This is a genomic window from Acinetobacter sp. GXMZU3951 (genome assembly GCF_054457875.1).
On record NZ_JBTLFO010000001.1, the window covers coordinates 101,885 to 127,615 of the forward strand.

General features: G+C 38.0%; 26 protein-coding genes, 1 tRNA gene and 1 pseudogene. 10 read left to right on the top strand and 18 right to left on the bottom strand.

From position 1 onward, the window contains the following. The first annotated feature begins 15 nt into the window (after positions 1–15). Positions 16–270 (top strand): carbon storage regulator CsrA, encoded by a 255-nt coding sequence (csrA, locus tag ACX17N_RS00450; RefSeq protein ID WP_016166582.1) that lies wholly within the window; start codon positions 16–18, stop codon positions 268–270. Positions 271–325: 55 nt separating this feature from the next. Here csrA and rnhB read toward each other — a convergent pair whose 3' ends face one another. From rnhB to ACX17N_RS00465, 3 genes are all read right to left on the bottom strand, one after another. Then, a complete protein-coding gene (rnhB, locus tag ACX17N_RS00455) occupies positions 326–898 on the bottom strand; it encodes a ribonuclease HII (protein WP_458890631.1) in 573 nt (190 codons plus the stop codon). 66 nt (positions 899–964) lie between these two features. Then, on the bottom strand, positions 965–1,324 hold the full coding sequence (locus ACX17N_RS00460) for a hypothetical protein (protein WP_458890632.1): 360 nt from the start codon (positions 1,322–1,324) through the stop codon (positions 965–967). 131 nt (positions 1,325–1,455) lie between these two features. After that, positions 1,456–1,830, bottom strand: coding sequence for a hypothetical protein (locus ACX17N_RS00465; protein ID WP_458890633.1), 375 nt, complete (start codon positions 1,828–1,830; stop codon positions 1,456–1,458). Between the two features lie 225 nt (positions 1,831–2,055). On the opposite strand from ACX17N_RS00465, the gene ACX17N_RS00470 reads away from it, so the two are divergent. Beyond that, the gene (locus ACX17N_RS00470) at positions 2,056–2,610 is read left to right on the top strand and encodes a cytochrome b (protein ID WP_458890634.1); all 555 of its coding nucleotides are present in this window, start codon (positions 2,056–2,058) and stop codon (positions 2,608–2,610) included. A 100-nt stretch (positions 2,611–2,710) separates the two neighbouring features. Here the strand turns inward: ACX17N_RS00470 and ACX17N_RS00475 are convergent, their stop codons facing one another. The 3 genes from ACX17N_RS00475 to ACX17N_RS00485 all read right to left on the bottom strand — a co-directional run bounded on the left by ACX17N_RS00475 (position 2,711) and on the right by ACX17N_RS00485 (position 6,574). Next, on the bottom strand, positions 2,711–3,709 hold the full coding sequence (locus tag ACX17N_RS00475) for an adenosine deaminase (protein WP_458890635.1): 999 nt from the start codon (positions 3,707–3,709) through the stop codon (positions 2,711–2,713). A 63-nt stretch (positions 3,710–3,772) separates the two neighbouring features. Next, positions 3,773–5,095 (bottom strand): NCS2 family permease, encoded by a 1,323-nt coding sequence (locus tag ACX17N_RS00480; RefSeq protein ID WP_458890636.1) that lies wholly within the window; start codon positions 5,093–5,095, stop codon positions 3,773–3,775. 1,023 nt (positions 5,096–6,118) lie between these two features. Beyond that, positions 6,119–6,574 (bottom strand): DUF2147 domain-containing protein, encoded by a 456-nt coding sequence (locus tag ACX17N_RS00485; RefSeq protein WP_458890637.1) that lies wholly within the window; start codon positions 6,572–6,574, stop codon positions 6,119–6,121. Between the two features lie 819 nt (positions 6,575–7,393). Here ACX17N_RS00485 and ACX17N_RS00490 point away from each other — a divergent pair. After that, positions 7,394–7,684, top strand: a complete 291-nt coding sequence (locus tag ACX17N_RS00490) for a hypothetical protein (RefSeq protein WP_458890638.1) — start codon at positions 7,394–7,396, stop codon at positions 7,682–7,684. A gap of 486 nt (positions 7,685–8,170) precedes the next feature. On the opposite strand, the gene ACX17N_RS00495 is transcribed toward ACX17N_RS00490, so the two are convergent. From ACX17N_RS00495 to ACX17N_RS00505, 3 genes and pseudogenes are all read right to left on the bottom strand, one after another. Next, the gene (locus tag ACX17N_RS00495) at positions 8,171–8,410 is read right to left on the bottom strand and encodes a hypothetical protein (RefSeq protein ID WP_458890639.1); all 240 of its coding nucleotides are present in this window, start codon (positions 8,408–8,410) and stop codon (positions 8,171–8,173) included. A 741-nt stretch (positions 8,411–9,151) separates the two neighbouring features. Next, positions 9,152–9,469, bottom strand: a complete 318-nt coding sequence (locus ACX17N_RS00500) for a hypothetical protein (protein ID WP_458890640.1) — start codon at positions 9,467–9,469, stop codon at positions 9,152–9,154. Positions 9,470–9,684: 215 nt separating this feature from the next. After that, a pseudogene (locus ACX17N_RS00505) lies at positions 9,685–9,909 on the bottom strand (transposase); the annotation flags it as partial. On the opposite strand from ACX17N_RS00505, the gene ACX17N_RS00510 reads away from it, so the two are divergent. Further along, positions 9,835–10,836 carry a site-specific integrase gene (locus ACX17N_RS00510; RefSeq protein ID WP_458890641.1) on the top strand — a complete coding sequence of 334 codons (1,002 nt, stop codon included), beginning with the start codon at positions 9,835–9,837 and terminating at the stop codon, positions 10,834–10,836. The pseudogene ACX17N_RS00505 and the gene ACX17N_RS00510 sit on opposite strands and share 75 nt — an antisense overlap. 84 nt (positions 10,837–10,920) lie before the next feature. On the opposite strand, the gene ACX17N_RS00515 is transcribed toward ACX17N_RS00510, so the two are convergent. Continuing rightward, entirely contained in the window at positions 10,921–11,214 is a 294-nt protein-coding gene (locus ACX17N_RS00515; RefSeq protein WP_458890642.1) for a hypothetical protein, read from the bottom strand. A gap of 414 nt (positions 11,215–11,628) precedes the next feature. On the opposite strand from ACX17N_RS00515, the gene ACX17N_RS00520 reads away from it, so the two are divergent. Beyond that, positions 11,629–12,078 (top strand): hypothetical protein, encoded by a 450-nt coding sequence (locus ACX17N_RS00520; protein WP_458890643.1) that lies wholly within the window; start codon positions 11,629–11,631, stop codon positions 12,076–12,078. 399 nt (positions 12,079–12,477) lie between these two features. Here ACX17N_RS00520 and ACX17N_RS00525 read toward each other — a convergent pair. The 6 genes from ACX17N_RS00525 to ACX17N_RS00550 all read right to left on the bottom strand — a co-directional run bounded on the left by ACX17N_RS00525 (position 12,478) and on the right by ACX17N_RS00550 (position 18,997). Further along, positions 12,478–12,554 (bottom strand) — tRNA-Val (locus ACX17N_RS00525). 28 nt (positions 12,555–12,582) lie between these two features. Continuing rightward, the gene (locus ACX17N_RS00530; RefSeq protein ID WP_458891103.1) at positions 12,583–14,598 is read right to left on the bottom strand and encodes a transglutaminase family protein; all 2,016 of its coding nucleotides are present in this window, start codon (positions 14,596–14,598) and stop codon (positions 12,583–12,585) included. 15 nt (positions 14,599–14,613) lie between these two features. Continuing rightward, on the bottom strand, positions 14,614–15,519 hold the full coding sequence (locus ACX17N_RS00535) for a DUF58 domain-containing protein (RefSeq protein WP_458891104.1): 906 nt from the start codon (positions 15,517–15,519) through the stop codon (positions 14,614–14,616). Positions 15,520–15,539: 20 nt separating this feature from the next. Further along, entirely contained in the window at positions 15,540–16,499 is a 960-nt protein-coding gene (locus tag ACX17N_RS00540) for an AAA family ATPase (protein WP_458891105.1), read from the bottom strand. A 90-nt stretch (positions 16,500–16,589) separates the two neighbouring features. Beyond that, on the bottom strand, positions 16,590–16,895 hold the full coding sequence (locus tag ACX17N_RS00545; protein WP_458891106.1) for a YbdD/YjiX family protein: 306 nt from the start codon (positions 16,893–16,895) through the stop codon (positions 16,590–16,592). Beyond that, on the bottom strand, positions 16,895–18,997 hold the full coding sequence (locus ACX17N_RS00550; protein WP_458890644.1) for a carbon starvation CstA family protein: 2,103 nt from the start codon (positions 18,995–18,997) through the stop codon (positions 16,895–16,897). Before ACX17N_RS00550 ends, ACX17N_RS00545 begins: the two co-directional genes overlap by 1 nt. A gap of 771 nt (positions 18,998–19,768) precedes the next feature. On the opposite strand from ACX17N_RS00550, the gene ACX17N_RS00555 reads away from it, so the two are divergent. The 5 genes from ACX17N_RS00555 (at position 19,769) to ACX17N_RS00575 (ending at position 23,409) form a co-directional block, all read left to right on the top strand. Then, positions 19,769–20,476 carry a transglutaminase-like domain-containing protein gene (locus tag ACX17N_RS00555; protein WP_458890645.1) on the top strand — a complete coding sequence of 236 codons (708 nt, stop codon included), beginning with the start codon at positions 19,769–19,771 and terminating at the stop codon, positions 20,474–20,476. Between the two features lie 48 nt (positions 20,477–20,524). Next, positions 20,525–21,298: an HAD-IIB family hydrolase gene (locus ACX17N_RS00560; RefSeq protein WP_458890646.1), complete on the top strand. Its 774-nt coding sequence runs from the start codon at positions 20,525–20,527 to the stop codon at positions 21,296–21,298. Positions 21,299–21,325: 27 nt separating this feature from the next. Continuing rightward, entirely contained in the window at positions 21,326–22,546 is a 1,221-nt protein-coding gene (locus ACX17N_RS00565) for a glycosyltransferase family protein (RefSeq protein ID WP_458890647.1), read from the top strand. A 287-nt stretch (positions 22,547–22,833) separates the two neighbouring features. Continuing rightward, positions 22,834–23,082, top strand: coding sequence for a hypothetical protein (locus ACX17N_RS00570; RefSeq protein ID WP_458890648.1), 249 nt, complete (start codon positions 22,834–22,836; stop codon positions 23,080–23,082). Positions 23,083–23,166: 84 nt separating this feature from the next. Then, on the top strand, positions 23,167–23,409 hold the full coding sequence (locus ACX17N_RS00575) for a hypothetical protein (RefSeq protein WP_458890649.1): 243 nt from the start codon (positions 23,167–23,169) through the stop codon (positions 23,407–23,409). A 460-nt stretch (positions 23,410–23,869) separates the two neighbouring features. On the opposite strand, the gene ACX17N_RS00580 is transcribed toward ACX17N_RS00575, so the two are convergent. Both ACX17N_RS00580 and efp read right to left on the bottom strand, forming a co-directional pair. After that, complete coding sequence (locus tag ACX17N_RS00580) at positions 23,870–24,106, bottom strand: hypothetical protein (protein ID WP_458890650.1); 237 nt, start codon at positions 24,104–24,106, stop codon at positions 23,870–23,872. A 1,052-nt stretch (positions 24,107–25,158) separates the two neighbouring features. Next, on the bottom strand, positions 25,159–25,728 hold the full coding sequence (gene efp / locus ACX17N_RS00585) for an elongation factor P (protein WP_458890651.1): 570 nt from the start codon (positions 25,726–25,728) through the stop codon (positions 25,159–25,161). Positions 25,729–25,731 lie beyond the last annotated feature (3 nt).

Below are 25,731 nucleotides of genomic sequence, written 5' to 3' on the forward strand. Positions count from 1 at the left end.
TGCAAGGAGATAAACATGCTGATTCTGACCCGACGTGTCGGAGAAACATTAATGATTGGGGATCAAGTCAGTGTTACTGTGCTTGGCGTTAAAGGTAACCAAGTTCGTATTGGCGTAAATGCTCCAAAAGAAGTATCAGTTCATCGCGAAGAAATCTATCAACGCATTCAACATGAACGTGCGATGCACGAACACCTGCAACATCTCGATCAAGATTATCAACCTTCATTTGAAGAAGATAATTACTCGCAGAATAACTTTAATCGTTAAAATTAAACGTTATCTCCTAAAGCGGCTTTTCTAAGCCGCTTTAAATTTATGGGCTTTAGCTGTTTTCAGCTAAAGCCTTTTTTACTGGCGCGTAACTACGACGATGTTCAGCAATGACACCATGTTCAGCAATTGCAGCAAAATGTGCTTTAGTTGGATAACCTTTGTGCTTAGCAAATCCAAACTGCGGATATTTCTGGTCTAAAGTCACCATTTCACGATCCCGCGTCACTTTTGCCAAAATACTGGCCGCCGAGATTTCCGCGTGGAGTGCATCACCGCCCACTACCGCATCACAACTCATGGCTAAGCCTTGTGGCACTTTATTACCATCCACCAAAACATGTTCGGGCTGAATATTCAATGCTTCAACCGCGCGACGCATCGCCAATAAAGAAGCTTGTAGAATATTCAACTCATCGATTTCGGTATGGGTTGCTTCTGCAATTGCCCAAGCCAAAGCCTTTTCCTGAATCTCAATAAATAACTTTTCCCGTTTTTTCTCGGTCAGTTTCTTGGAATCATTCAAACCTTCAATCGGGTTATTCGGATCTAAAATCACTGCCGCGGCAACAACTGAACCCACTAAAGGACCACGCCCTGCCTCATCTACACCAGCTACTTGCATGTCTTACTCTCATAAAAAATGGCTGAATTACCAGCCATTTTTAAAATTTACCATTACTTTTCATGTTTAGTTTAACATTTCAGAAGCACATATCGCTGAAGTTTTTGTGTTGGCTAATGCCGCATAGGCATCTTTGGCTTTAGAGTCGATCGCCGCCAATGCCAATTGTTCTTTAGACAGCATTTTAGGCGCATTATCCCCTACACATTTACACACTTCACGTTTTTTCTTCTGCTTCTGATCTTCAGAAAGAAGTTTACTGCTCACAATCCAAGTTGGATTACTCTCGATTTCATCCATACACTTAGAGTTTGATGCCATTCGAATTACCGAAATTCCATCCGACTCAGACCCCATTGGTGAGGAAGCACATCCAGATAATATGAGCCCCCCCACAAGACACAATACCATTTGATATTTTTTCATAGTTATTCAACCTTCTTCTTCATACAATTTAATGAGTCGATTATTTATTATTCAAATTAATATAAATGATATTAGGTCAAAGCACAAAATTTTTAATTTAAAAAGCTAGGAAATTCCTAGCTTTTTCACACTTATTTATTGACCGCTTCCGCAACACAACTTTGGATCGTTTTAGTCACCACATTGGTGACGATGGTTGCACGCGCAGTCGGATCAATTGCAGCAGTCGCCAAATCAACGGTGGTCACATTTTGTGGCGCTTTTTCACTGACACAACCGCAAATATCAGTTTGAATGCTTTGCTTTTGTTCCGCAGTCATGAGCTTAGTAGCGGTATTCCATGCTGGAGTATTATTAAGTTCTGCAATACATTTTGAATTGATTGCAATTTTCATTGCTGCCATTCCAACTTGCTGGGGTGTAGCAGTTGTGGTTGTAGTATCTGTGCTTACACAGGCAGTCAAAGCCAATAGTACAGGTGCGAGCGCAGCAAATTTAATATTCACAGGTAATCCTTGGTCATTACATAAAGTGTAAGTATTTTGCCCGAACAACCTTAAATAGAAAGTCTTTATCTCTCCTATAAAGACTGGTTGCGCAAATAATCCGCAATACAAATCTCCACACAATCAGCGTTGCAACAAATATACGCATCGTTGCAGAATCGGCATTTTGTTGCAATTGTGAATTACGTAAGATAGCGTCACCTATTATCGCCTTCTTCATACCTCATGGAAAATAGAACCCCCTATTACACGCGCACAGCCCAAATTTTGCACTGGCTCATGGCCATTATTTTTATCGCAGCATGGATTATTGGCTTTTATAGTGGTAATTTTTTAAGCTACGAAAGTAATGGTAGTTTCAAAGGGGATGTGATTACCCTTCATAAAAATATTGCCACCACCCTTATCTTCCTGGTCATGATCCGTATTTTCTGGCGCTATACCCATCCTGTACCTTCGCTGCCGAATAGCATGTCTCCAATGATGAAAACGCTGGCGCATATTGGGCATTTGGCGTTGTATTTAATGCTTCTGGCTTTACCGATCACAGGCTGTTTATTTAGTTGGAGTGCTGGACACCCTGCCCCTGTACTCTATCTATTCAATCTACCCACGCTGATTGAAGAGAATTATGATGTGCTAGAAATTGTGAAACCCTTACATATTTATCTTTCATGGGGGGCTGGTTTCTTGGTGCTAGGACATATTGTAGCTGCTTTAAAGCATCATTTTATTGATAAAGATAGTGTATTGGTGAGTATGACCCGACAACCAAAATAATGCTAAAATTGATTTGATTAAGCACCTCTAATTGATATCTTTTGAAAAGAATAATTAAAAAAACCGCACTATAAAGTGCGGTTTTTTATTTGCTCTATAATTATAAAGCTTGGATTTCAGCAATCCACTTGTTTTTTTCTGCATCACTTATGAATGACGCTTCAAATGAGTTTTGTGCCAACTTTTTCAATTCATCATGATTTAAAGACAAGGCTTCCGTGATTGCCACAAAGTTATCATTCATATAACCACCAAAATAAGATGGATCATCCGAATTGACTGTAACCTGAACGCCTTGTTGTAATAAACGACGAATATTGTGCTGCGCCATATCATCCACTACACACAACTTTAAATTACTGAGTGGACAAACTGTTAATGGCATTTTTTCTGCAATTAAACGCTGCATCAATACAGGATCTTCTTCCGAACGCACACCATGATCAATACGATTGACTTTGAGCAAATCCAAAGCTTCCCAAACGTATTCTGCTGGACCTTCCTCACCGGCATGCGCCACCACCAAGAAGCCTGCTTCGCGCGCTTTAGCAAATACGCGCTCGAATTTTGAAGGTGGGTGTCCAACTTCACTCGAATCCAGACCTACACCGATAATTTGCTCTTTAAAAGGCATCGCCTGTGCCAATGTTTCAAATGCCACCTCTTCGCTAAGATGACGCAAGAAACACATAATCAGATGTGAACTAATACCGAATTTTTCTTTGGCATCATCACAAGCACGCTGTAAACCCTGAATAACCGTTGCAAAAGCAATACCGCGGTCTGTATGCGTTTGCGGATCAAAGAACATTTCGGTATGTACTACACGATCTTCATGACATTTTTCAAAATAGGCCCAAGCCAGATCATAAAAATCTTGCTCATGCACCAGTACATTTGCACCAGCGTAATAAATATCTAGAAAAGACTGTAAATTGTGAAAATTATAGGCCTGTTTCACTTCTTCAACAGACTTATATGGAATTTGAATCTGATTACGTTGTGCGATTGCAAACATCAGTTCTGGCTCAAATGTCCCTTCTATATGAACATGTAATTCGGCTTTAGGTAAAGCGCGGATGAGCTCTAGTTGATTCATACCTTATCCTCAGAAAGAAAAAAGGGTGTAAACAAGTTTACACCCTTAAAATTTGTGTGGGGATTAACCGCCAAAAAATGCAAATTTTACTGCCCAAAGCACAGCAACAATCCACACCATATATGGAACAGTTGATGCCTTGCCAGTACATAATTTAATTAATGCGTAGCTAATAAAGCCCATTGCAATACCATCTGCAATTGAATACGAGAATGGCATAAACACAATCGTCAAGAATGCTGGGACAGCTTCAGTAATATCATCCCATTCAATATGGACAATACCTTGAATCATGAGCACACCAACAAACAATAATGCTGGAGCAGTCGCAAAGCCTGGTACAGATTGGGCTAATGGTGCCAAGAACAAGCACAGGATGAATAACACTGCCACCACAACAGCAGTAAGACCTGTACGCCCACCCGCAGCCACACCTGCAGAAGACTCAATATAAGGGGTCGTTGAAGATGTACCTAAAGCAGCACCCGCAACAATTGCCGTAGAGTCTGCAAATAGTGCTTTTTTCAAGCGTGGCAATTTACCATCTTGCAATAGACCAGCACGATGCGCGACACCCACCAAGGTACCTGTAGAGTCAAATAAATCGACCAAGAAGAACACAAAAATAACGCCGACCAAACTGGCAGTAAATAGACCTTCAAAATCCATTTGCAAGAACGTTGGCGCAATTGAAGGAATCTCGCCAACAACACCTTTAAACTCACTCAAGCCCATCGCTGTTGAGATGGCAGTTAACACCAAAATACTGATGATGATGGCGCCACGGACTTTAAACTGATGCAATACGACAATGATTAAAAAACCGAATAAAGTTAACAGCACTGTCGGTTGTTTAAGATCGCCCAAGCCGACTAAAGTGGCTGGATTATCAACAATAATTCCTGAGTTCTTTAATGCAATCAGGGCGAGGAATAAACCAATACCACCACCAATCGCCAGCTTAAGTGACATTGGAATTGCATTCACAATCGCTTCACGGATTTTAAACATGCTAATCGCAATAAACACCAATCCTGAAACAAAAACGGCCGCTAAAGCAGTTTGCCATGGCACACCCATTCCCATACACACAGAATAGGTAAAGTAAGCATTCAAGCCCATGCCTGGTGCTAATGCGATTGGATAATTCGCAATAATCCCCATCACCAAACAACCAATCGCGGCTGCAAGACAGGTAGCAACAAAGACAGCTCCATGATCCATCCCTGTTTCGGATAAAATCATTGGATTCACAATAATGATGTAACACATGGTTAAGAAGGTGGTTACACCTGCTAGAACTTCAGTACGAAAAGTTGTCTTGTTTTCGCTTAACTTAAATAAGCGTTCAAGCATATTTTCTGAAGATGGATTAGGAGTCGTCATGACCTAGCCCCTGTAAAAAAACATGATGCCTTAAATCGAAAGTAGGATAGAAATTATACTTTCCGCCATTACAATTTCGAATTTAAAGCAATGGGTGTGCCAAATATCTGATGCTTTTTTTTAAGCTAAATATGGACACACCAGTAAGCAAAACTTGCCGTGCCGCACTAAAGCAAACGAAAAAAGCTGCATAAAATATGCAGCTCTATCATTTATACTTTTTAAACAATAACTTAAATAAAAAACATAAACATTTCATTAAAATCGGGCGGAATTATAACATATTGATTTTCTCATTGTTTCTAGAATTTATGAACTATTCAGACTTAGTGGCAAAATTCGCTCATAAAGTAAATTTAAACCTTTAATTACAAAAATAAATTCACCTAGCTATTGATCTTTTTTGATCAAAAAATTTTTAGATTGTGCTTCCGCCTCGATTTTTTCGAGTGAACTGTGTGCTTCATTTACCAAACGGTTAATTTCTTGTTTTTGTTTAGCCTCAGATTCGAGGTACACCCAAAAACCCAGTATTCCAATCATCATGATAAGACATGGTAAAAGTAACTTATTCATTCTAAGAAAGTGCAATTTTTAATTATTGGTAAAAATATACACCAAAATGATGTTTAGGTCACAATTTGAAGCACAAAACAGTGCAAAAATGAAATTATCGTTGATGGCATTCATTCGATTAATCACAGCAATCAGCATGAGTTGATGATTCACTGAAGCCGTCAAAATAAAATAGCGTATAAAAATACGGCAAACCCGGTCTACTGTCCTGCAGCCAGCATTTCATGTGACTGGCCAGCAATTGTCTCGCTGTATCGCAAAAAATACCAATCATTATTCCGCTAAGATAAGATATGACATCATGCTCAGATTGATTAAATCATAAAGCGTTTACTGAGTAATGATGTCAAAAACTGGACGATGCCAGCCATTTGTTCTTAAATCCTGATTTCAGCCTAGCGATATGGCAATAAAACAGCAAGATACTCAATGACCGCTCGGCTCAACTTATAATTTTTTCCATGTCATACTGGTGGTTGAATTATCTGTTTTCGACTTACCAAAGACTTTCATTTGATCCCCTGCACCGTTTAAATCGGCTTGGATCATATATACCATACCATTCTGCGGATTTACCCAAGTACCATTATTAAACTTGCTTTGTGAAGTTGCACGTAGGTTGGTTAAAATCTCCAGTCCAAATAGATATTTATTTTTCAACGCGCCTGTACATTTAGTGCAAATTTCAGTCGCAGCTGAGCCTGACTGGGCATACGATTTTGTAATCGAAGCACTGTATTGTTGTGAAGCTGAGTTTTTACGAATTGCCACCTCAGAAATATATGAGCCCGTTTTATCATCGATCACTTTCCAAGAACCGAGCAAAGGATCCACTGGCATAGCTGCTAAATATGATGAAGAAGCTAAAAGTAACGTCGAAGCAATTAAAGTTTTAAATTTCATAAAAATGTCATAATGAAAAAATGCTGGATTATAGCAAACTGATTCATTTTTAGAATTATTAATTGATATTAAAAAGATTTTTTAACTTTTGTTAGATATATCACACTTAGCTTTATTGTGAAGCTAGATCCAGCTTAAGTCGACGTTACCATGTATAAATTATCAGTTTGCTTGTGTGACAAAGTTGAGACATTCTCAAGGCTTACTCAAAAAGTCTTCAATACTGCAAATTTTTATGGCAGCCAAATTATAAACTGCTTTACCAATCTCTCGTCTTCACTACTGCAAGGGTGTATGAGTCAGATGAAGTACAATCTAAAGCATAAACAAAGCTTCATTAGGCTCCACTCATCCCCCGTAACTATATCTAAAGAGATTAGCAAAGACCACTTAGGCACTATGGCGGGATCGACATAGAATTGATGCCCATACCATATTGGCACTTCAATCTGGCTTATATCGAGAAATGGCATTAAATCTACAGCATTTCTAGCTTAATTCGCACTTATTGTAGAGAGATGAATTGGTTTTACGATAAATTTTAGGGCTAAGTAAATCCTGCTAAAAATTGTATTGGAGCCAGATATTTAGCGTGAGCTACGTGCAATAAAGCCACGTTTAGATCACTTTAAATTATTGTAATCAATAATATAAATCAAAACAAAACCCTCAAAGATAACCCCTTTTTGAGACATAGTTCCGAACACCAACCAACAATAGTGCATTAGTATCAATTTTATTAAAAAGTGTTAAATATGTATCATTTTTAAAACTCTTCTTTAAAATAGGAGAAAGGAAATTTATAAGAGGTTCAAGAGCATGGATTTCGATGTGTTTTTTTCCAAGAAAGATCGACTCGACGCTATCAATGCGGCTAAGGCAATGGTTTTCTTACCAGAAAATTGTTATTTTATAGAAGACCCACCACCTGAAATAAACTTTTATTTGAACGATAAAAAAGAAATTATGGCCAAAATCATTGTTTCATATAAAAACCATATTACTGAATCAATTGTAGACAAGCCATTAACACTGAAATTTCATGAAAATGGAATGAAACAATCCTGGGAATTTATTCATATCGGGCAACAAGATAGCTGGATTGTCTAAAGATCAACCTACAAATAAACACTAACTATAAAGCTTTGACATTGCAACTGATGTATTTTTGGGGAAGATGATTAATTATTTCTTTTTTAAGAAATCTAGGCAAAACAACAAAACTCAAAGCATAAAAAAAGGGCTTACAAGTCGTTGAAATTTCTTGTAAACCCTTTATTTGTGTTGATAGGCAAATCCAATATCTAAATTACTGCCCAATTTGTTATCGTTTTCAAATTAATATTATTCAACAAATGACACACCTCTTTCAAAGAAATCATTGTTTGATTCCTCAATTTCTACACACTCAAATCATGCCTTGTTTTTTGTAGTATCCCCTCTGACAAAAAGTCTTCCTTAGGAAACTTCTGGCGAACTTTTCATATGAGAAAAATTAAATCCGATCGGTTATGTTTTTTAGACTCTCTTTTCAAAAAAAAGAATGCTCAGATAATTTTCATCATCTGAGCATTCTGGGCAGTTTTATGAAGTAATTTAATTCAGTTTTGAGACATAAATTTCGTAATGTGGATTAACATTCTTATTTGAAATTACTTCATCTATTACGTATTTTTCTACAACTCCATCGGGCAATGAATGGTGAAGAAAATCTCCCTCTTCTACTGGTGTCTTTATATCTTTACTGGTGATCAATATTGACTCAACGATACAATATTTTAAAACCAACTCCTCTCCCGTACCGTTTTTTATTAATTTTAAATCTATTCTATTCATCACTTTAGGTCTCCTTTAAGTGATTAATTTATTATAAATAAATCATTATGATTAATAGCATTATGCTATTAGACTGTAAAGCAGAGTTGATCACAGTTTGCACATGACATTGTTTCAATTTATTTTTGAGATTTTACCATTCGGTCTAATTATTCTTACAAGAAATTGCAATCATATTGTGTGTAATATGCATTGTGCTTGATATATCTAGAGTAAAAGATTAGTTTTCATTGCTCATTTATGTGAATTTTTCCTAATTTTTTCCTATCAAATTTTGCCTTTTGATTTTTAGCATATCTTCTTACAAATTCAATATATTTACTAATGCCGTCAGACTTTTAATGATATTCATCATTTGATAAGTAAATTCCAGAACAGTTAACCACTTGCTTATATTTCATCAATAAAAAAAAGATCCTCTTCATGAGGATCAACGTTTTCATAGTTCACACGAGCTTTTTGATATTTTTTTCGCTTCTCGCCCCCTTTGATCGTCAGGTACATGCAATAAACATATTGGCATATGTCAAACCTAATGATCATATTATAAATTACTGATTTTTTTAAAGTTTCAACATCTAACTTTTACTGACTGATTCATAATGCTATAAATTATATTTAAATAATTTGTTCAAAATATAGTGTCTAGGTGTCTCTTAACTTTCCATCACAAAAAGCCAATAAAGTTCGACTTATCACACAACCTTGATCGTAAAATATTTGACCAGCAGGTAAGTAATATTAAGCCCTTCTCTTATCCCCCAAATTTATCTTGTTACGCCCAAAGTAAATGCAGAAGATATTTGTTAAAAAGATCGCAAGGTAAAACAATAGATGTGCAGACGTACCATCAATCGACTTAATGACTGTTTCGATCCCCAAACCTAAAATCATAAACAACAGTAAAAATGCCAAGAAATGATGAGTAAAAATGGCTAAACGTGAAGGTATTTCACCGTGAAAAGTGAGGAAATAGGTGTTTGGTTTTATTAAGTACCAGATCATCAGTACTGGAACCATCAACCATATACCTAAACCAAACGTTAAAGCGTAAATCATGTTTCAATCCTTTTAAGCAGCTTTATTCAAAGTATTACTTTGAGTATGATCAACTTCAATTTTTTCGAACTCTAAAAAATTCTTACTTTTCGATGACTTGAGGAATAAATTAAGTATAGCGAGATCTATTACAAACAAAATTAAAAATAGTAAAATTTAAATTGCAAATTATTGATATTCTGACCCATTTTATACGAGTAATAAAATAGATAAAAAGTCGAATAATCAGGTGCTGTCCAATCTAGTCCACAAAGTTTAATAAGGCTTTGCACAACACCTGTGACCATACGCAAAGAAAGTCGAAGTAGTGATTTAATCATTAAGCAGCATTGGATAGCTATATCTGAGTAGGTTTGATTTCTCGCTTGTTTAGCTTTTGGCTCTGCGTACAATTGAGTAGCAAGGTCAATCCAAATCGAAATATTTCCTCGATTGATCAGGGCCCAGTTATACGATGGATTTTACGTGTTCCCAACTTTGGTCAAGCCTTGGGTGAATATGAAAAACTGCATTTACCCAAGAAGAAACTTGCCAAAAATACCTTGGTGAATGTCACGGCGAATATTGGGAAATATCAGGATATGTGGGGGCATTTATACTGTACCGATATTACCCTGCTCATGATTTCTGAATACCTGAAAAAGCAAACTGACTTTCAGGCTGAAAAGCACCGTTCACAGCTTATCGACATCTGGAAATACTTAGTAGCCAACGGCTGGGCACCAGACAATATTGCCGAGAAAACCTTAAAACCAATACGACCTGAAAAGCTGCGTACTCGTCACTCCAACGAATCAATTGAATTAGTGAAGTCGGTTTGTCCGCCCTGGTTAAAACTGGCAATAGACCTTGCATTGCATTCTATTCAACGGCGTGCCGATCTGGTGGTGATGGAACGCTCAAGCATTAACATCAAAGACAACACCATGACCGTACTGCAGCATAAATCGCTGAATTACGACAAGCCTGTGTTTATTGAAGTGGATATGCATCCAGAGTTAAGAGAAGTCGTATTGCTGTGTATAGAGCATTCTATGCGACTACGCTGCCCTTACCTGATTGCAACGCGACCAGACCGCATTAACGAGCAAATCCGTAATGCGAAATTGCATCCTTTTGCTGTAACGGAAGATCACATTACCAAGCAGTTTAAAAAGTATAGGGACTTGTCTGGCGCGTATGATCATTTAGAGCCAAACCAACGACCATCGCTGCATGACTTACGTGCCTTGGGCATTTATAACATCACGCAGAAGTATGGAAAGAAGTACGCACAAGCACTGGCAGGACATGCAACTGTGAAGATGACCGACCACTATTTAGAAGGACATGAAGCGCCTAAACCAGAGCGGATTAGCTACCGTTAGTCATGCCAATAAAGCTGATGCTTTCATTTCATGGATCATCAGCTTTTGATTTCATATAATCGCCAATATGTTAAATGGATGGTTTTAAGGCTGATAAAAAACTTCGTAATCCTTGCCTAATTCAATCTGTAATGCTTTTTGTATTTCATATCCTATTTCTATAAATTTTTTTTCATCTCTTACTGTCTCAAATTTTGAATCAGGAGGGTAATCATCTACATAGATGGATTGATATTGATTATCCCATGCTTCTATTTTTTGTTTTAATTCAGTGGAAATTTTTAATTCATAATGATTGATGGGCAGAAAAAAATTGTCTTCTTCCATCCAAATGGGATAACACATGAATTCTGGTGATAATTTAACGTATTTTTTCATTTTCTCATTAGAAATTCTAAAATTACCATAATACACCTTATACGTAATTCAATTTTTTATTTCATATAATTCAATGTATTAATTGACTTGATGACCCCCAACTCAGATGTATTAGGATTTTTTAATAGCTTATCATGTTCCACGATTACTTATTAAACAAAGTTCCACGGCTTTGTGTAGTCTCATTTAACCCTAAAACAGAAAAAAATGTCCAGATGAAGAAAGAATAGATGTCCAAATAGTTATTTATTTAGCTGCCGTTAGTCATACCCAAGCTGATGCTTTCATTACATGGATCATCAGCTTTGGGACATTTAACCCAATTTAAAAATTTCGTAAAATCGCCATCATGTTAAATGGACTACAAATTAACACTAAGATATTCTTATTCTTTAATTTTGATGTGAATTTTAAATGCGTGAAGATATTGAGATTTTACTAAGTTTTTCAAACATGGTTAATAGAATCACGAATGGTGATGCAATACGACAGAATAAAGAAGAAATTATCACTAATTTTTTAAAATCATATTATACAGACATGTATGAAGTTGAAAAACTGCATATTGGTGATAAATATGAAAGTGCAAATATAGATTTTTTAATTGATTTAAAAAGAAAAATTTTTGAAAAATATTGGCACAATCATGAAAAATATTATCAACCATGTTCTGGTGGAAGCAGTGCACATTTTGATTGGGAAAAAGTCTCTGATATAAAATTGTATGAAAAAGGAGATGACTTTCAACAACTATATTTAATTTCAATTACATACAAAGGTATTTTTGATGATAGCAAGCTATATATAATCGAATATAAAGATGGAAGACTAGGTATTCAACATGAGTTTTTTGAAGTTATTTAAGGTTAAGTTTCCCTAAAATTAACATAATGCACGCTATACGTAATTTATTTTTTTATTTCATATAATTCAATATGTTAATTAGTTTGATAAATCCCAATTAAGATGTATTGGGATTTTTTAATAGTTTATCGTGTTCCACGATCAATAAGTAATCAAAGCTCCATGGCTTTGTGTAGTCTCATTTAACCCTAAAACAGAAAAAAATGTCCAGATGAAGAAAGAATAGATGTCCAAGTAGTTATTTATTAAGCTACCGTTAGTCATCGTTTTTAAATTTAAATGGGCGAGTTATAAACAGTAGGAAAATATTTCATTCCCCGAAAATACCCCGAAAGTTCCCCGAAAACAAAAAGCCCACTTTTGAAGTGGGCTTTTTGTTGCTGAATTAACAGCTATATTTGGTAGGCATATCCAGACTCGAACTGGAGACCTCTACGATGTCAACGTAGCGCTCTAACCAACTGAGCTATACGCCTATATGCGACGCATAATATTCATTTTTTTTTACTTCGACAAGTGCTTTCTGTTTTTCCTCAACACAAATGCACAAGTTTTAAGCATTTTCTTCAATTGCATCATATCTTTCATATCATGTTGAGGGGCATAAACAATTTTTTGATGTAATTCAGCAACCTTTTCAAAGAAATCAGCTTCATGCTTTTCCATGTTCTCGGCAAGCCGTAGCATCCAAACTGCGACCGTTTCAGCCTCTTGTTTACGCCATTCCTGCTGTAATCCTTTAGAAAACCGTTCAATTAAACGCTCAACTTCGGACATAGTTTGCCATTTACGATAAAAAATAAAGACAAAATATCCAGCAAGAACCAAAGAGATACTTATTATTAAAACAAGAACCATCGTATAAATTGAGTGAATGCCTATTTTATTCAACCAACTTTGTTGTGATTCAGCATTATAACCAACCACTTTACTTTGCCATTGATAACTCGCGTAATCACTCCAAACTCTTATTTTTTTGAGTAAAGCATATTGCTGATGATTTAAACTCGAACGCTGCTCACCCCAGATATCTTGATCAGTATCCATTAAATTTTGCATGCCCGTATCAATACGATTAGGCGCAATTATTGCTGTCGGATCAACCCGAATCCATTGTTGCTTTAATTTCACCTCTGTCCAAGCATGTGCATCAAGTTGTCGTACTTCCCAACTTTTGGCATCGGGTGCTAATTCGCCCCCCTGATAGCCGACTACCACGCGCGCAGGAATCCCCACATAGCGCATTAACAAGGCAAAACTGGAAGCATAATGTTCACAAAAACCCTGTTTGGATTGAAATAGAAACTCATCAATTCGATTTTGCCCTAATACACCAGGCTGCAATGTATAAGCAAAATGCTGAGCCTGATACCAACCAATCAGATTCTGCATATAGCGTTCGGGATCTCGATTAGACTGCTCAAACAATTTTCGAGCGAAGCTTCGAGCTTGAGGATCGAGTTGCACTGGGTATTCAGTCCATCGTTTTACACTCAAGGGATGTTCCTGAACATTGTCATTCAGATGTCTTGCCCCCACCCACTGCAAACGAATCGGCCGGTTAGATTGAATCGCGCGAACAGGTCGAATACTTCCATCGTATTTCAGTGCATATTGTGGATCAGTAACAACGGATTGTTCCAACCCTGTAATCCAGCTTTGTTGTGGATCGGCCGCTAAATATTGATAAGTAAACTTCGCTTGCTGTGCCCATACAGCTTGATGTGCGATAGGCATCGAGAGTTGATTACGAGGACTGCTGGTCCATGTCTGACCATCATATTGATCAAGCACCATGGCGCGCCAATAAAGTTGCGAGCGTGGTGGCAGTTTGGACATATCACCTAAAATTCGAAACGCCAAAGCACTTGATTGTGAAAGCTGTGCAATATCACCGGGTGACATGCGATCACTCATCCCCGTGACCGCTTTATTTTCAGGTACAGGAATGTGCCATAATGGAGGTAAGCGTGGGAAGAACAAAAAAAGCAAAATAAAAAATGGCAATGCATAACCAATAAATTTCACAACATGTTTCACATCATGTCGAAAACTGGTTTTTTCATCCGCAGAATGCATAAATCCTGCAATTTGAAGACGGTATAATCCAATTAAACTACTGGTTAAACAGAAAAATATTAGCAGAGCCATCCAAACCGACTGGCTGAGTAAAAACGAACTGACACTGACAAATAAAGCAAAATTAAAAACAATAATCACATCACGGCTATTTTTTATTTCTAAGGCTTTGGCAAATAAAAAAGTTGTTAAAACGGCAACACCCGCTTCTACACCTAAAAAAGTCTGATACCGCAAATAAATACTGGCTAGTGCAGCCACCACCCCCAAACCGATCCATAATTTTGCAAAAGGCTGTACGGCCGTTTTTCTAAAATGAATATACAGCGTGACCAGTGCTACAAAAAGTAGCCCAGTTAGAGCAATCGGTAAATATAGAGCTTGTGCCAATAAAATTAAACACAGGCTGAGCAAAATGGCAGTTTTAACTCCATGTGTCATACTGGTTTTCATGGGTTACGCCTGCGCCAATAATAATTTTGCTTTTAACATCTGCTGCGTTCCTGCTCCAGTTTCCAGCTCGGCATGAGGCAACACTAAACTAAAAGCAGATTGCTGTTGTTCACATTGCTCAATCAACCCCATCATCATGCGAAGCTTTTCTTCATGTTCAGGGCTCGGCATTTGCTGATAATTGATCTGTATATGCTGTTGCTCATCATGCTGTTCAAAAACTTTAACGTAGAGCCCTTGTCCTCTGGCCACTTGCTTCCATGAAATCGACTGAAGGGAATCACCTGTTTTAAAATCACGCAGTTCACGAAATTCATCCCAATCTAACTGCTGACTGTGCTTGGTCCGCTGCTGTTCTGTTCGTAAATCCTGCGCCTGTGGTGCAACCCACGAATGTTTTTGTAAATACAAATAACTCCACGCCCTGACCAAGCCAAAGGGATAAACAGAAAACAGCTGAATGCGCGGATAATGAAACATTCCCCGCTTAGAGGGGACAAATTCAAGGGTATAGCAATGTTGTAGCTCGTTAAATGAGACTTGCTCAAGATGTTGATCGGTTTTAATCCAAAGATAACGGGCTTGGGCTTGAGGTTGTTTAAAATATAACTGTAACAGCAGCGGTTGCCCAACTTGTCCAACTTCTGCAAAACGCAATTCGATTTGCAAACCATGCAACTGCTTAAATGTAATGTAAAAACTAATACATAAAATAGCGCTGATTAAAAAACAAAAACCTAAAATCAAGTTATTGGCGTAGTTCACCCCAGCGATAAAGGTAATTAAAATCAACACCAGATATAAAAAGCCTTGTTGATAGATAAAAACCAACACATCCTTTTGGCTTAAAGTTTTTGCTGTCTCCAGACTAAATCTTTTCTTGGCCCATTTTTGCCATGTGGACTGAATCACAATTTCTATCCTTCAGCTTAACTGACACGAATGTTACGCATCATTTGCGCAGTTTCAGCGTCACTTAACCCAATCCGATGCGCAGTAATGGCGACAAAAACCGCTTGGACATCATCAGCAGTCACAAAACTTCTTTGCTCAATTAAAGCGTGTGCTTGGGCGGCTTTCTTTAGCGCCAACAGTCCTCGCGTCGATAAGCCATGTCGCCCTTTACGACTTTCTTGGGCTAAATCCAACAGATAATCCATCACGACCTCACCCACAAATACCTGTTGCACTAAATGCTGCAATTCTAGAATTTCGTGTGGTTGGAAAACTTGCGCTAAAGATGAAATCAAAACCTGCCGCGAATCTTGTTGTAATAACAATTTTTCTGCTGAACGCGACGGATATCCGAGAGAGAGCCGCATTAAAAACCGATCTAGCTGCGATTCAGGCAAGGCATAAGTCCCACTTTGAAAAAGCGGGTTTTGTGTCGCAATCACCCAGAAGGGTTGGGGTAAACTATAACGATAACCATCAACGGTCACCGCCCCCTCCTCCATCGCCTCCAGTAAGGCACTTTGCGTTTTTGGACTACAGCGATTGATTTCATCCGCCAGTAAAATCTGCGTAAAAATAGGGCCTTGCTTGAACTCGAAAACATGTTCTTTTTGATTAAACATATTCACCCCAATAATGTCGCTGGCTAACATATCATTGGTAAATTGAATCCGTTGAAATTGTAGTCCTGCTAGATGGGCGAGCGCACTGGATAATGTGGTTTTGCCTAACCCCGGCAAATCTTCAAATAACACATGCCCGCCAGCGAATAGGCAGCAAAGCGCCAATTGTGTTTGGTGTTCTTTATCTAAAATAATTCGATTGATTTGCGTTAAAAACTGCTGAATTTTACTGGCATAGGCTTGAATATTGGCATCAATTTTATGTGTATCTTGTGGTAATTGCTGTTCAGCTTTTTGCTTTGCCCAAATCACAAATATTTCCCTAAATAAAAAACGGCGCATGATTAACATACACCGTTTTTCAATTTTTCCCAAAGGAATCAATAATTTTCTAACACTTGCTTAACATGGGCATTTCTTTAAAGTTCCGCCCGCGCTCGGATAACGTGCATCTACACAATAACGATAAAACGTCTTGGCATCCATAGGGGTTAAATCAGGATGATGCTTTTTCATGTGTTCCAGATAATGATTGTAATCAGGTACACCCACCATCAACCGAAAGCTCTGCTGCAAACGCTGCCATAAAGTGGCAATACGTGACCAGTTCTTAGGATTAAGAATAAGATCTTTCTGTGACATGATGGTCATCTTGATGATTTTCACAATCATGGCTTTACCATTTTTAGCGATTTTCAATTCCATGATTATTCACCTCTTGATGTCGCTGTAGAGGCATTTTCATCTGCATAGACTGCTGGTGCTTCGTTCACGGTTGGCACTTTGCTGGCTAAAGCACGACGGACTATACCAATTGAAGCGATCACCATAATCACTGCTACAATCATAAAGAAGCCACATAACGCTGCATTAATCTGATTCGACATAATTACGGTTTGCATTTCCGACACAGTTTTCGCTGGTGCCAAAATCTCACCACGCGCCATTGAATCAGAGAAACGATTGGCTTGAGCCAAGAACCCGATTTTTGGATTTTCATGGAAAATCTTTTGCCAACCCGCGACCATACAGGTAATCAGTAAGAAAATCGTCGGGATAATCGTGACCCAGACATACTTTTCTTTCTTCATCTTAAATAAGATAACCGTACCCAAAATGAGCGCCATGGCTGCCAGCATTTGGTTACCCACACCAAACAGTGGCCATAAGGAGTTCACACCGCCTAATGGATCGACCACACCTTGATAGACGAAGAAGCCCCAACCACCAACAGCAACTGCTGTCCCTACGACATTTCCGAAGAAAGAACCTGAGTGTTTGATTGCAGGAATGACAATCCCTACGGTGTCTTGCACCATAAAGCGACAAGCACGTGTACCCGCATCTACCGCTGTTAAAATAAATAAGGCTTCAAATAAAATCGCGAAGTGATACCAAAATGCCATCATAGAGCGGTTATTGAAAATTTCCGAAATGATGTGTGCCATACCAATCGCAAAAGTTGGTGCACCACCTGTACGGGATAGAATTGTCGATTCACCAACTTCCTGTGCCAATAAACTCAATGTTTCAGGTGTCACCACGAAACCCAAATTTCGAACGGCTTCTGCTGCAGACTCAACCGTAGTACCTAAGACTGCCGATGGTGCATTAATTGCAAAGTAAATACCTGGATCAAGTACAGTGGCACAAATCATCGCCATAATGGCGACGAAAGATTCCATCAACATACCACCATAACCAATCATACGAATGTTGACTTCATTATCGACCAGTTTAGGGGTAGTACCACTCGAAACCAAAGCATGGAAACCCGAAATAGCACCACAGGCAATGGTAATGAATAAGAAAGGAAATAAACTGCCTGAAAATACTGGACCTGTCCCATCAATAAAATGCGTTACAGATGGCATTTTCAACATTGGCATAGCGATCATAATACCGACAGCCAAGCCTGCAATTACCCCAATTTTAAGGAAGGTAGACAGATAATCACGCGGTGCAAGTAACAACCATACTGGCAGTACAGAAGCAATAAAACCGTAAATGATCAAACACCATGTGAGCTGTGTCCCTGTCAGGGTAAAAAACGGTCCCCAATAAGGATCTGCTGCAACATTACCTCCATAGACAATTGCCATCATCATCAATACAAAACCAATGATCGAGACTTCTGCAATTTTCCCCGGGCGCAAATAACGCATATATACACCCATAAACAGGGCGATTGGAATAGTGGCAGCAATACTGAACACACCCCAAGGACTATGCGCTAATGCTTTCACAACAACCAGTGCAAGGACGGCTAAGATAATGATCATCACGCCCAGTGCTCCAAGCATAACGACGATCCCAGCAAAAGCACCCAGTTCCTGTTTTGCCATTTCACCGAGTGATCGACCATCCCTACGGGTAGAAATAAACAACACCAAGAAGTCTTGGACTGCCCCAGCGAATACCACCCCGATCAGCAACCACAGTGTACCTGGAAGATAACCCATTTGTGCCGCAAGAATAGGGCCTACTAAAGGTCCCGCACCTGCAATCGCAGCGAAATGGTGTCCAAATAACACATATTTATTGGTCGGGACGTAATCCAACCCATCGGCTAAACGATGCGCTGGGGTTAATCGCTTTGCATTAAGTTCAAATACTTTGTTGGCAATAAATAAGCTATAGAAACGGTAAGCAATGCTATATACACAGATGGCGGCTAAAACCAGCCAAACTGCATTAACATGCTCACCGCGACTAACCGCTAATATTCCAAAAGACACCGCGCCTATAATCGCGACTAAACTCCAGACAAGTTTTGAGGGGAGCGTAGATTTTTGTTGAATCGTATCCATTCATAACCTCTTTTAGATTCGTTAAGCAGTTTGTATTCTTATTCGCGTTGTCTGCCGAATTCCTTATTTACTCTACTCCTTATACTTTGGTATTCCTCTACGACTTTGGCATAAAAAATATTGATTAATCATATTATTTATAAAGTAAATCTGGGCCAAGCTTTAAAAATATTTTGAGCTACATGTCTTATAAACCGCATTAGCAAGTTGCTGGCATTTCCATCAAGCCCCCAATGGATGATTAGATATTCTTATACTCATTTCATCAAACTGAATGATGCTGAACTTCGCTCCTTAAAGCCCCCTAGATATAGATATTTCTAATTCAGGTCGCTAGCGTTTAAACGCCCATTCAACGCTGGACAAAGTCTAGCGCTCTACTTTCCGAGACTGTGACCCCAAATCCTCTGATTTGATGATTATCCCCCTCATTGGATGAGCTGTAGCCTAAAAAGTGTGATGAAGCAAAGGCTTTGCTTGTTGATAACATTAACCCTATCACTCATTGTGCAGAAAAAAAAGTAGGTGCTGAAAATACTCATACAAATACTTTTAAGCGGATTATTCAGGAGTCTACCAAGATGAAAAAGGCTAACAAATCTCAGTGTATTGTGTAATTTTAGACAAGTTGCATGTACGACATTTACGAGGTTATAGGTGATAAAGATGTCAAAATAGTCTCGCATAAACTCTTATTCTACTTTTCATGTTGACCTAGGTCTTAGTCCATAGTTTTTAATCTAAGGACTGACTTGAGAATGAGAAATCACTTTGAAAAAATACCTGAAATTAACTCCTCTTTTAGACTTTGAGCATCCGCGAATAAAAGAGCTAATTCATCAGAAAAAATGGAATCAACTGAATGAGGTGGAAAAAGTAAAACAGATTTATAACTTTGTGCGGGATGATATTAAGTTCGGCTATAACACCAGTGATGCAATCAAAGCATCACAAGTATTAACCGATGGCTATGGACAATGTAATACCAAAGCCACCTTATTGATGGCACTATTAAGAGCTGTAGGCATTCCTAATCGTCTACACGGCTTCACTATCGATAAGAAATTACAGAAAGGTGCACTTGATGGACTCTGGTACGCACTTTCACCAGATAATATTCTGCATAGCTGGGTCGAAGTCTTTGTGCATGACAACTGGTACATTCTGGAAGGTGTCATTCTAGATAAACCATACTTAGCACAACTTCAAAAAATGAATAAAAGTATTTCAAACGTATTTTGTGGTTTTGGTGTGTTCACAGAGCATTTTGATCATCCACCTATAGATTGGAATCTCAGCAATACCTACATTCAGGACAAAGGGATTAATCAAGATTTTGGATTGTTTGATAGCCCTGATGATTTCTACAAAATGCATCAGCAACAACTGAGTTACCTAAAGGGCGTACTTTTTAGGAATTGGATCAGGCATTCTATGAATAAAAATGTTAATACGATTCGATCTACAAAAATGACCTAAAAGAGGATTTTCATTATAAAAACGACCAGTCGACATGAAACAGCATTGATGATCATCACTGATCTAGATGGTTCATTACTCGATCATCGTCATTATGATTGGGTCGCAGCAGAACCCTGTTTGTATCAGTTAAAAAATAAAGCCATTCCGATTGTGTTTTGTACCAGTAAGACCCAATCCGAGATAGAGACCTTGCACAAGCAAATGGGCTTACTGGGTCAGCCCTATATTGCGGAAAATGGTGCAATATTGTCCATCAATCATGAGATCCAGATTATTTCGGATGCTGCGACTGGTCTAAGTTATCCTCAAATTACAGAAATATTAACTCAGATGAGAGCAACTTATGGCTTTCAATTCCTTGGATTTCATGATGTTAACACTAATCAAATTATACAGTTAACAGGGTTAAGCCTTGAACAGGCACGATTTTCGCAAGAACGTATCGCATCTGAACCTATTTTGTGGAAAGACACCGCTGAGAATTTTGCGCTCTTTCAGCAATTATTGGCTTCAAAGCAACTGGATTTGATTCAAGGTGGTCGCTTTTGGCATGTGATGAATGCAGGCAGTCATAAAGGGGCAGCATTCAACGCATTTATGCAACACGAGCTACAACAGCAGAGAGCATGGAAAACAATCGGTCTAGGTGACAGTCCGAATGACTTATCTTTTTTAGAGCTAACTGATTATGCAGTCATTATTTGTTCTGCCTTAGACAAAACGATGCGGTTAAACCGTAAAGACACGCACAATATTTATCATAGTCAATATCAAGGTCCCCAAGGATGGTGTGAAGGTATTCGACATTTTTTACTATAGCAATGTACTTTTAAAAAGGAGGGCTATATGTCTGATTTTCATCAAAATGGAATGTTTAGCAACTTTCACAATCTTACCCGTCGTCCTGTAGAAGACCTAGAACAAGAATTACTGACTTTTTCAAAACGCCGAAAAATGGGCTTAATTTTACCTTCCTTATTTAGTGAACTTGACGGACCCGCCTTAAATCACATTATCAATGAACTCACCAAAGTGCCTTATTTAGAAGAAATTGTCATTGGGCTAGATCGGGCGGATCGGGAGCAATTCTTATATGCAAAAGCGTTTTTTGAACGACTACCGCAACGCCATCGTATTTTATGGAATGATGGTCCACGTTTAAAAGCAATTGATGAAAAGTTAAAAGAGAAAGGACTTGCTCCCCTAGAAGCTGGTAAAGGGCGCAATGTCTGGTTTTGTATGGGTTACAACTTAGCATCTGATCGAACCGACTGCGTAGCTTTGCATGATTGTGACATTTTAACCTACGACCGCGCTTTACTAGCACGGCTGATTTACCCTGTTGCCAACCCTTCTTTCCAGTACATTTTTTGCAAAGGGTATTATTCTCGTATAGCGCAAGATAAACTTAATGGGCGTGTTTGCCGATTGCTTGTGGGTCCCCTATTGCACTCATTACAACTGGTATATGGTCATCATGATTTCATTACGTACTTGTCCCATTTTCGCTATGCATTATCTGGTGAGTTTGCAATGCGTACCCGAGTCCTGAACAACATTAAAATCCCTTCAGATTGGGGGCTTGAGATTGGAATATTGTCAGAAATTTATCGAAATTACAGCCCGAAGCGCAGCTGCCAAATCGAAATCCTAGATAACTATGAACATAAGCACCAGCTATTAACACAGGAAGATGGCACTGGTGGCTTAAAATGCATGAGTCAGGACATAATTTTATCGTTATTACGTAAATTGGCGATATTGGGGGTGAATGTAACCAGCGACTCATTTCGAGTCTTGAAAGCAACCTATTATCGGAGTGCCTTAGATATGATAGAAATTTATCATCATGATGCCGTAATGAATGGGCTGACATTCGATCAGAATGTTGAAGAAATTGCGGTTGAGTTATTTACCCAATCCATTTTAGAAGCTGGTCAGGCATTTATAGACAGACCCAATGATCAACCCTTCATTCCAAGTTGGAATAGAGTGCAATCCGCATTCCCAAATATCTTTGAAGAAATCTATCAGGCGGTTGAACAGGACAATCTCGGAAGCGTCTAAGCTTTTAAGCATTAAAAGTGTAACAAATACAGTAAAGAGCTAGCACCCCCTATAAAAAAGCTCAGCAATGATTTCTTTATGCTCTCTCCTAAAACTCCTTTAGCATAGCAATTCAACCAATTCATGGATAAACTTTTATCTGGTATATCAAGAAGAAAGCTTATATTTATCGAGTCAGTGCTCAAGGCTACTTGGCAAGAAAACATGGGGAATTTTGGCGGGAAGCTGAGGTTTTTGATGAATAAAATTGTTAATATAAACCATGATATAATTACAACGAGAACATCATGTCAGTAGAGACCTATTCCAAACAAGAACTTGCAGAAACAACCTTAGCTGCTCTTGTAAATTTATTAAAATTAGATGGTTATGATCTCGACCAAATTTTACTGGATTACGTGAATCATATTTTAGATAACAAATTTTCCAATGCAGATGCCAGTGTAAAGTTAGCCAGTATCGACCAACTCAAAGCTTGCATAGATGATGCAAAACAAAACCCATTACTTGAAATAAATCCGAAGCCTCATGAATAGTCCGTAGTACTGTCATTTTTCAATTGATTCAATTTTATGCTATAAGGAGGTGCTTTTTTTACTTTTTGGCCACTTGGGCTTTTTATGAAAAACACATCTTCTTCTAATGACACTGAATCAACCGTTTTAGGTTGGAAATTTATTGCAATTGTCGGAATTATCACGGCGATCTTTTTTACTTTTTTATATTTGGCAATGTCGAGCGATCCAGAATATATGCCAAATCGTGAACCCAAAGTTGCCACGCAACCCACTACAGCCCCAGTACAAAGCTCTACAGAATCTAACCCAGCAAATCCCGTTAGCGAAGATGCTAAGCCACATTAATTGAATAAAAATGCCCTCACTTGAGGGCATTTTTATATAGGTTTGCAGTGCTTTACATTGCAACATGCTTTATATCGTTTTTACGCTTGTCGTGCTATACCACACACTTTCTATCTTTACTCAGATGATGCATTCGTTATTTTCGACCAGATACTGTACATCTCTTCTATTATAGTAGTGCGGTAGGCTCTGTATACCGAACCATCATAAAGTTGAAAATGAAATCATGTAAAAACCCAACTGATGAATCATCAAAATAAGGGTATTAAAGCCAAAAGATGGCATCTTTTTTATGCAGAACAATGCAGCAGTAATAAAAAAAGGTCTGTTCTAGTGTTAGATACAGACCAAACTCTGGAAAACGACCAGCGTGATAAATTTGTCGCAATTTTGCATAAAAATAAATAACCAATCAAGTTATTTTTCATTATTTTCTAGATATTTATAGCATGGTCTAAGCTTAGTCTTTCATTAAAAAAGTAAGCTCATATTCATCATGAGTAATTTTAATTCTTACACCTCGATAACAACGCTTGTCTGGATCTAAAGCGGAGTTCACAACCTCTTCGGCAAATTTTGGATCACCCATAAATTTGTCATATAACTTATAACCGATGCGCATTTTTTTTATTTTCTTATTCTTCTTGGCATATTTATCAATGGTCTGGTCGATCAAATCTAAATTTAAGTCACTCATGTAGTTTTCCCCTCAGGCTTTTTTAAGACTTAAATATTTGTACCTGATTACGATGACTAAAACTAGAATATTCGAAAATTAAAAACCCACCTGTTTCCAGATGGGCCGCACAAGGTATCTAAAGTCGGAATATCATAAAGCCATTTGCTTACATATCCCGCAACAGTAAGATTTATTGGATCTCTAAAGTTTTATCTTCCGCGATCAAAACAGAAAGAATGACAGGTAGCCCAAAGCATACTGGCACGAGCAGAATCCAGAATTCAACAGGTGGTTTATTGAAGAATACACTAATTAAAACTGCACCTAGAACCAGCACTGATAGGAAGATAGCTAAAAATTTTAAAGCAAATTTGAACAGCATTTGGACACCCCAAAAATTAATGTGGTCAGGAGTATACGCCTACACCCCTAATTCATCATTTTATTTAATAAATAAAATCATTGAATTAAATAATAAAAAAATTGAATGTATCTGAATTTCGAATGACCAATCTTGCATAAAGATATTTTCTTTTCATAACAACACTTAATACTATCTAGCATGACCTATCAAAGTAGATTCATCATCTTAATCTGGCATTTAGCCGTTGATCCATTCTGATGTATTCAAAAGAAGACATCCTGTCATATTCAGAAATACACAAACAAGGATGGTATAAAAAAACACCGATGAAAAATCATCTTCAGACCTAATTTAATTTTTTAGTATATCTTCAGATCACTGTTTGTCTGCTAGTGCTAATTAATCCTCTGAATTGTCAGAGATTGAGTTAAATCTGCAATTGATTGATAAGGTTTCGTATGTAGATGGATTAATTGTTAGCACCTGCCTTCATACAGCCTATTAGACGACTAGAATTTCCCCCTATACGTGTCTATTAAGCCTGAGAGGTTCAAAACCTATATTTAGGAACATGTACTGATAAAAAAATTTATTCAATAACACTTAAAATAACAATGAGAGAGAAAATATTTAAATCGGAAAAATGAAAGATAAAAAAAGGGATGATCAAATATCATCCCTTTAATAATAGTCTATGCTTAAACTATTATGCGCGTTCTAAATACTCACCAGTACGAGTATCTACACGAACGCTTTCTTCTTGCTGTACGAATAATGGAACACGCACTACTGCGCCTGTTTCCAATTTCGCTGGTTTACCACCACCGCCAGAAGTATCACCACGTACACCTGGATCAGTTTCAACAATCTTTAACACAACGAAGTTTGGTGCATTCACGTTTAACGGCACGCCATTAAACAACATGATGGTGCAAAGTTCGTTAGAATCGTCTTTTAACCATTTTGCCGCATCACCCATTGCAGTTTTATCTGCAGAGATTTGCTCAAAAGTTACAGGATCCATAAAGTTCCATAATTCGCCATCGTTGTATAAGTAGTTCATTTCTACTTCTACGATGTCTGCACCCTCAAGTGAGTCACCTGACTTGAATGTTTTTTCTAGAACTTTACCTGTTTTAAGGTTACGTAATTTAACACGGTTAAACGCCTGACCTTTACCAGGTTTAACGTATTCGTTTTCCATGATTGAGCATGGGTTACCGTCAAGCATTACCTTAAGGCCTTGCTTGAAATCATTTGTAGAATAATTGGCCATGAC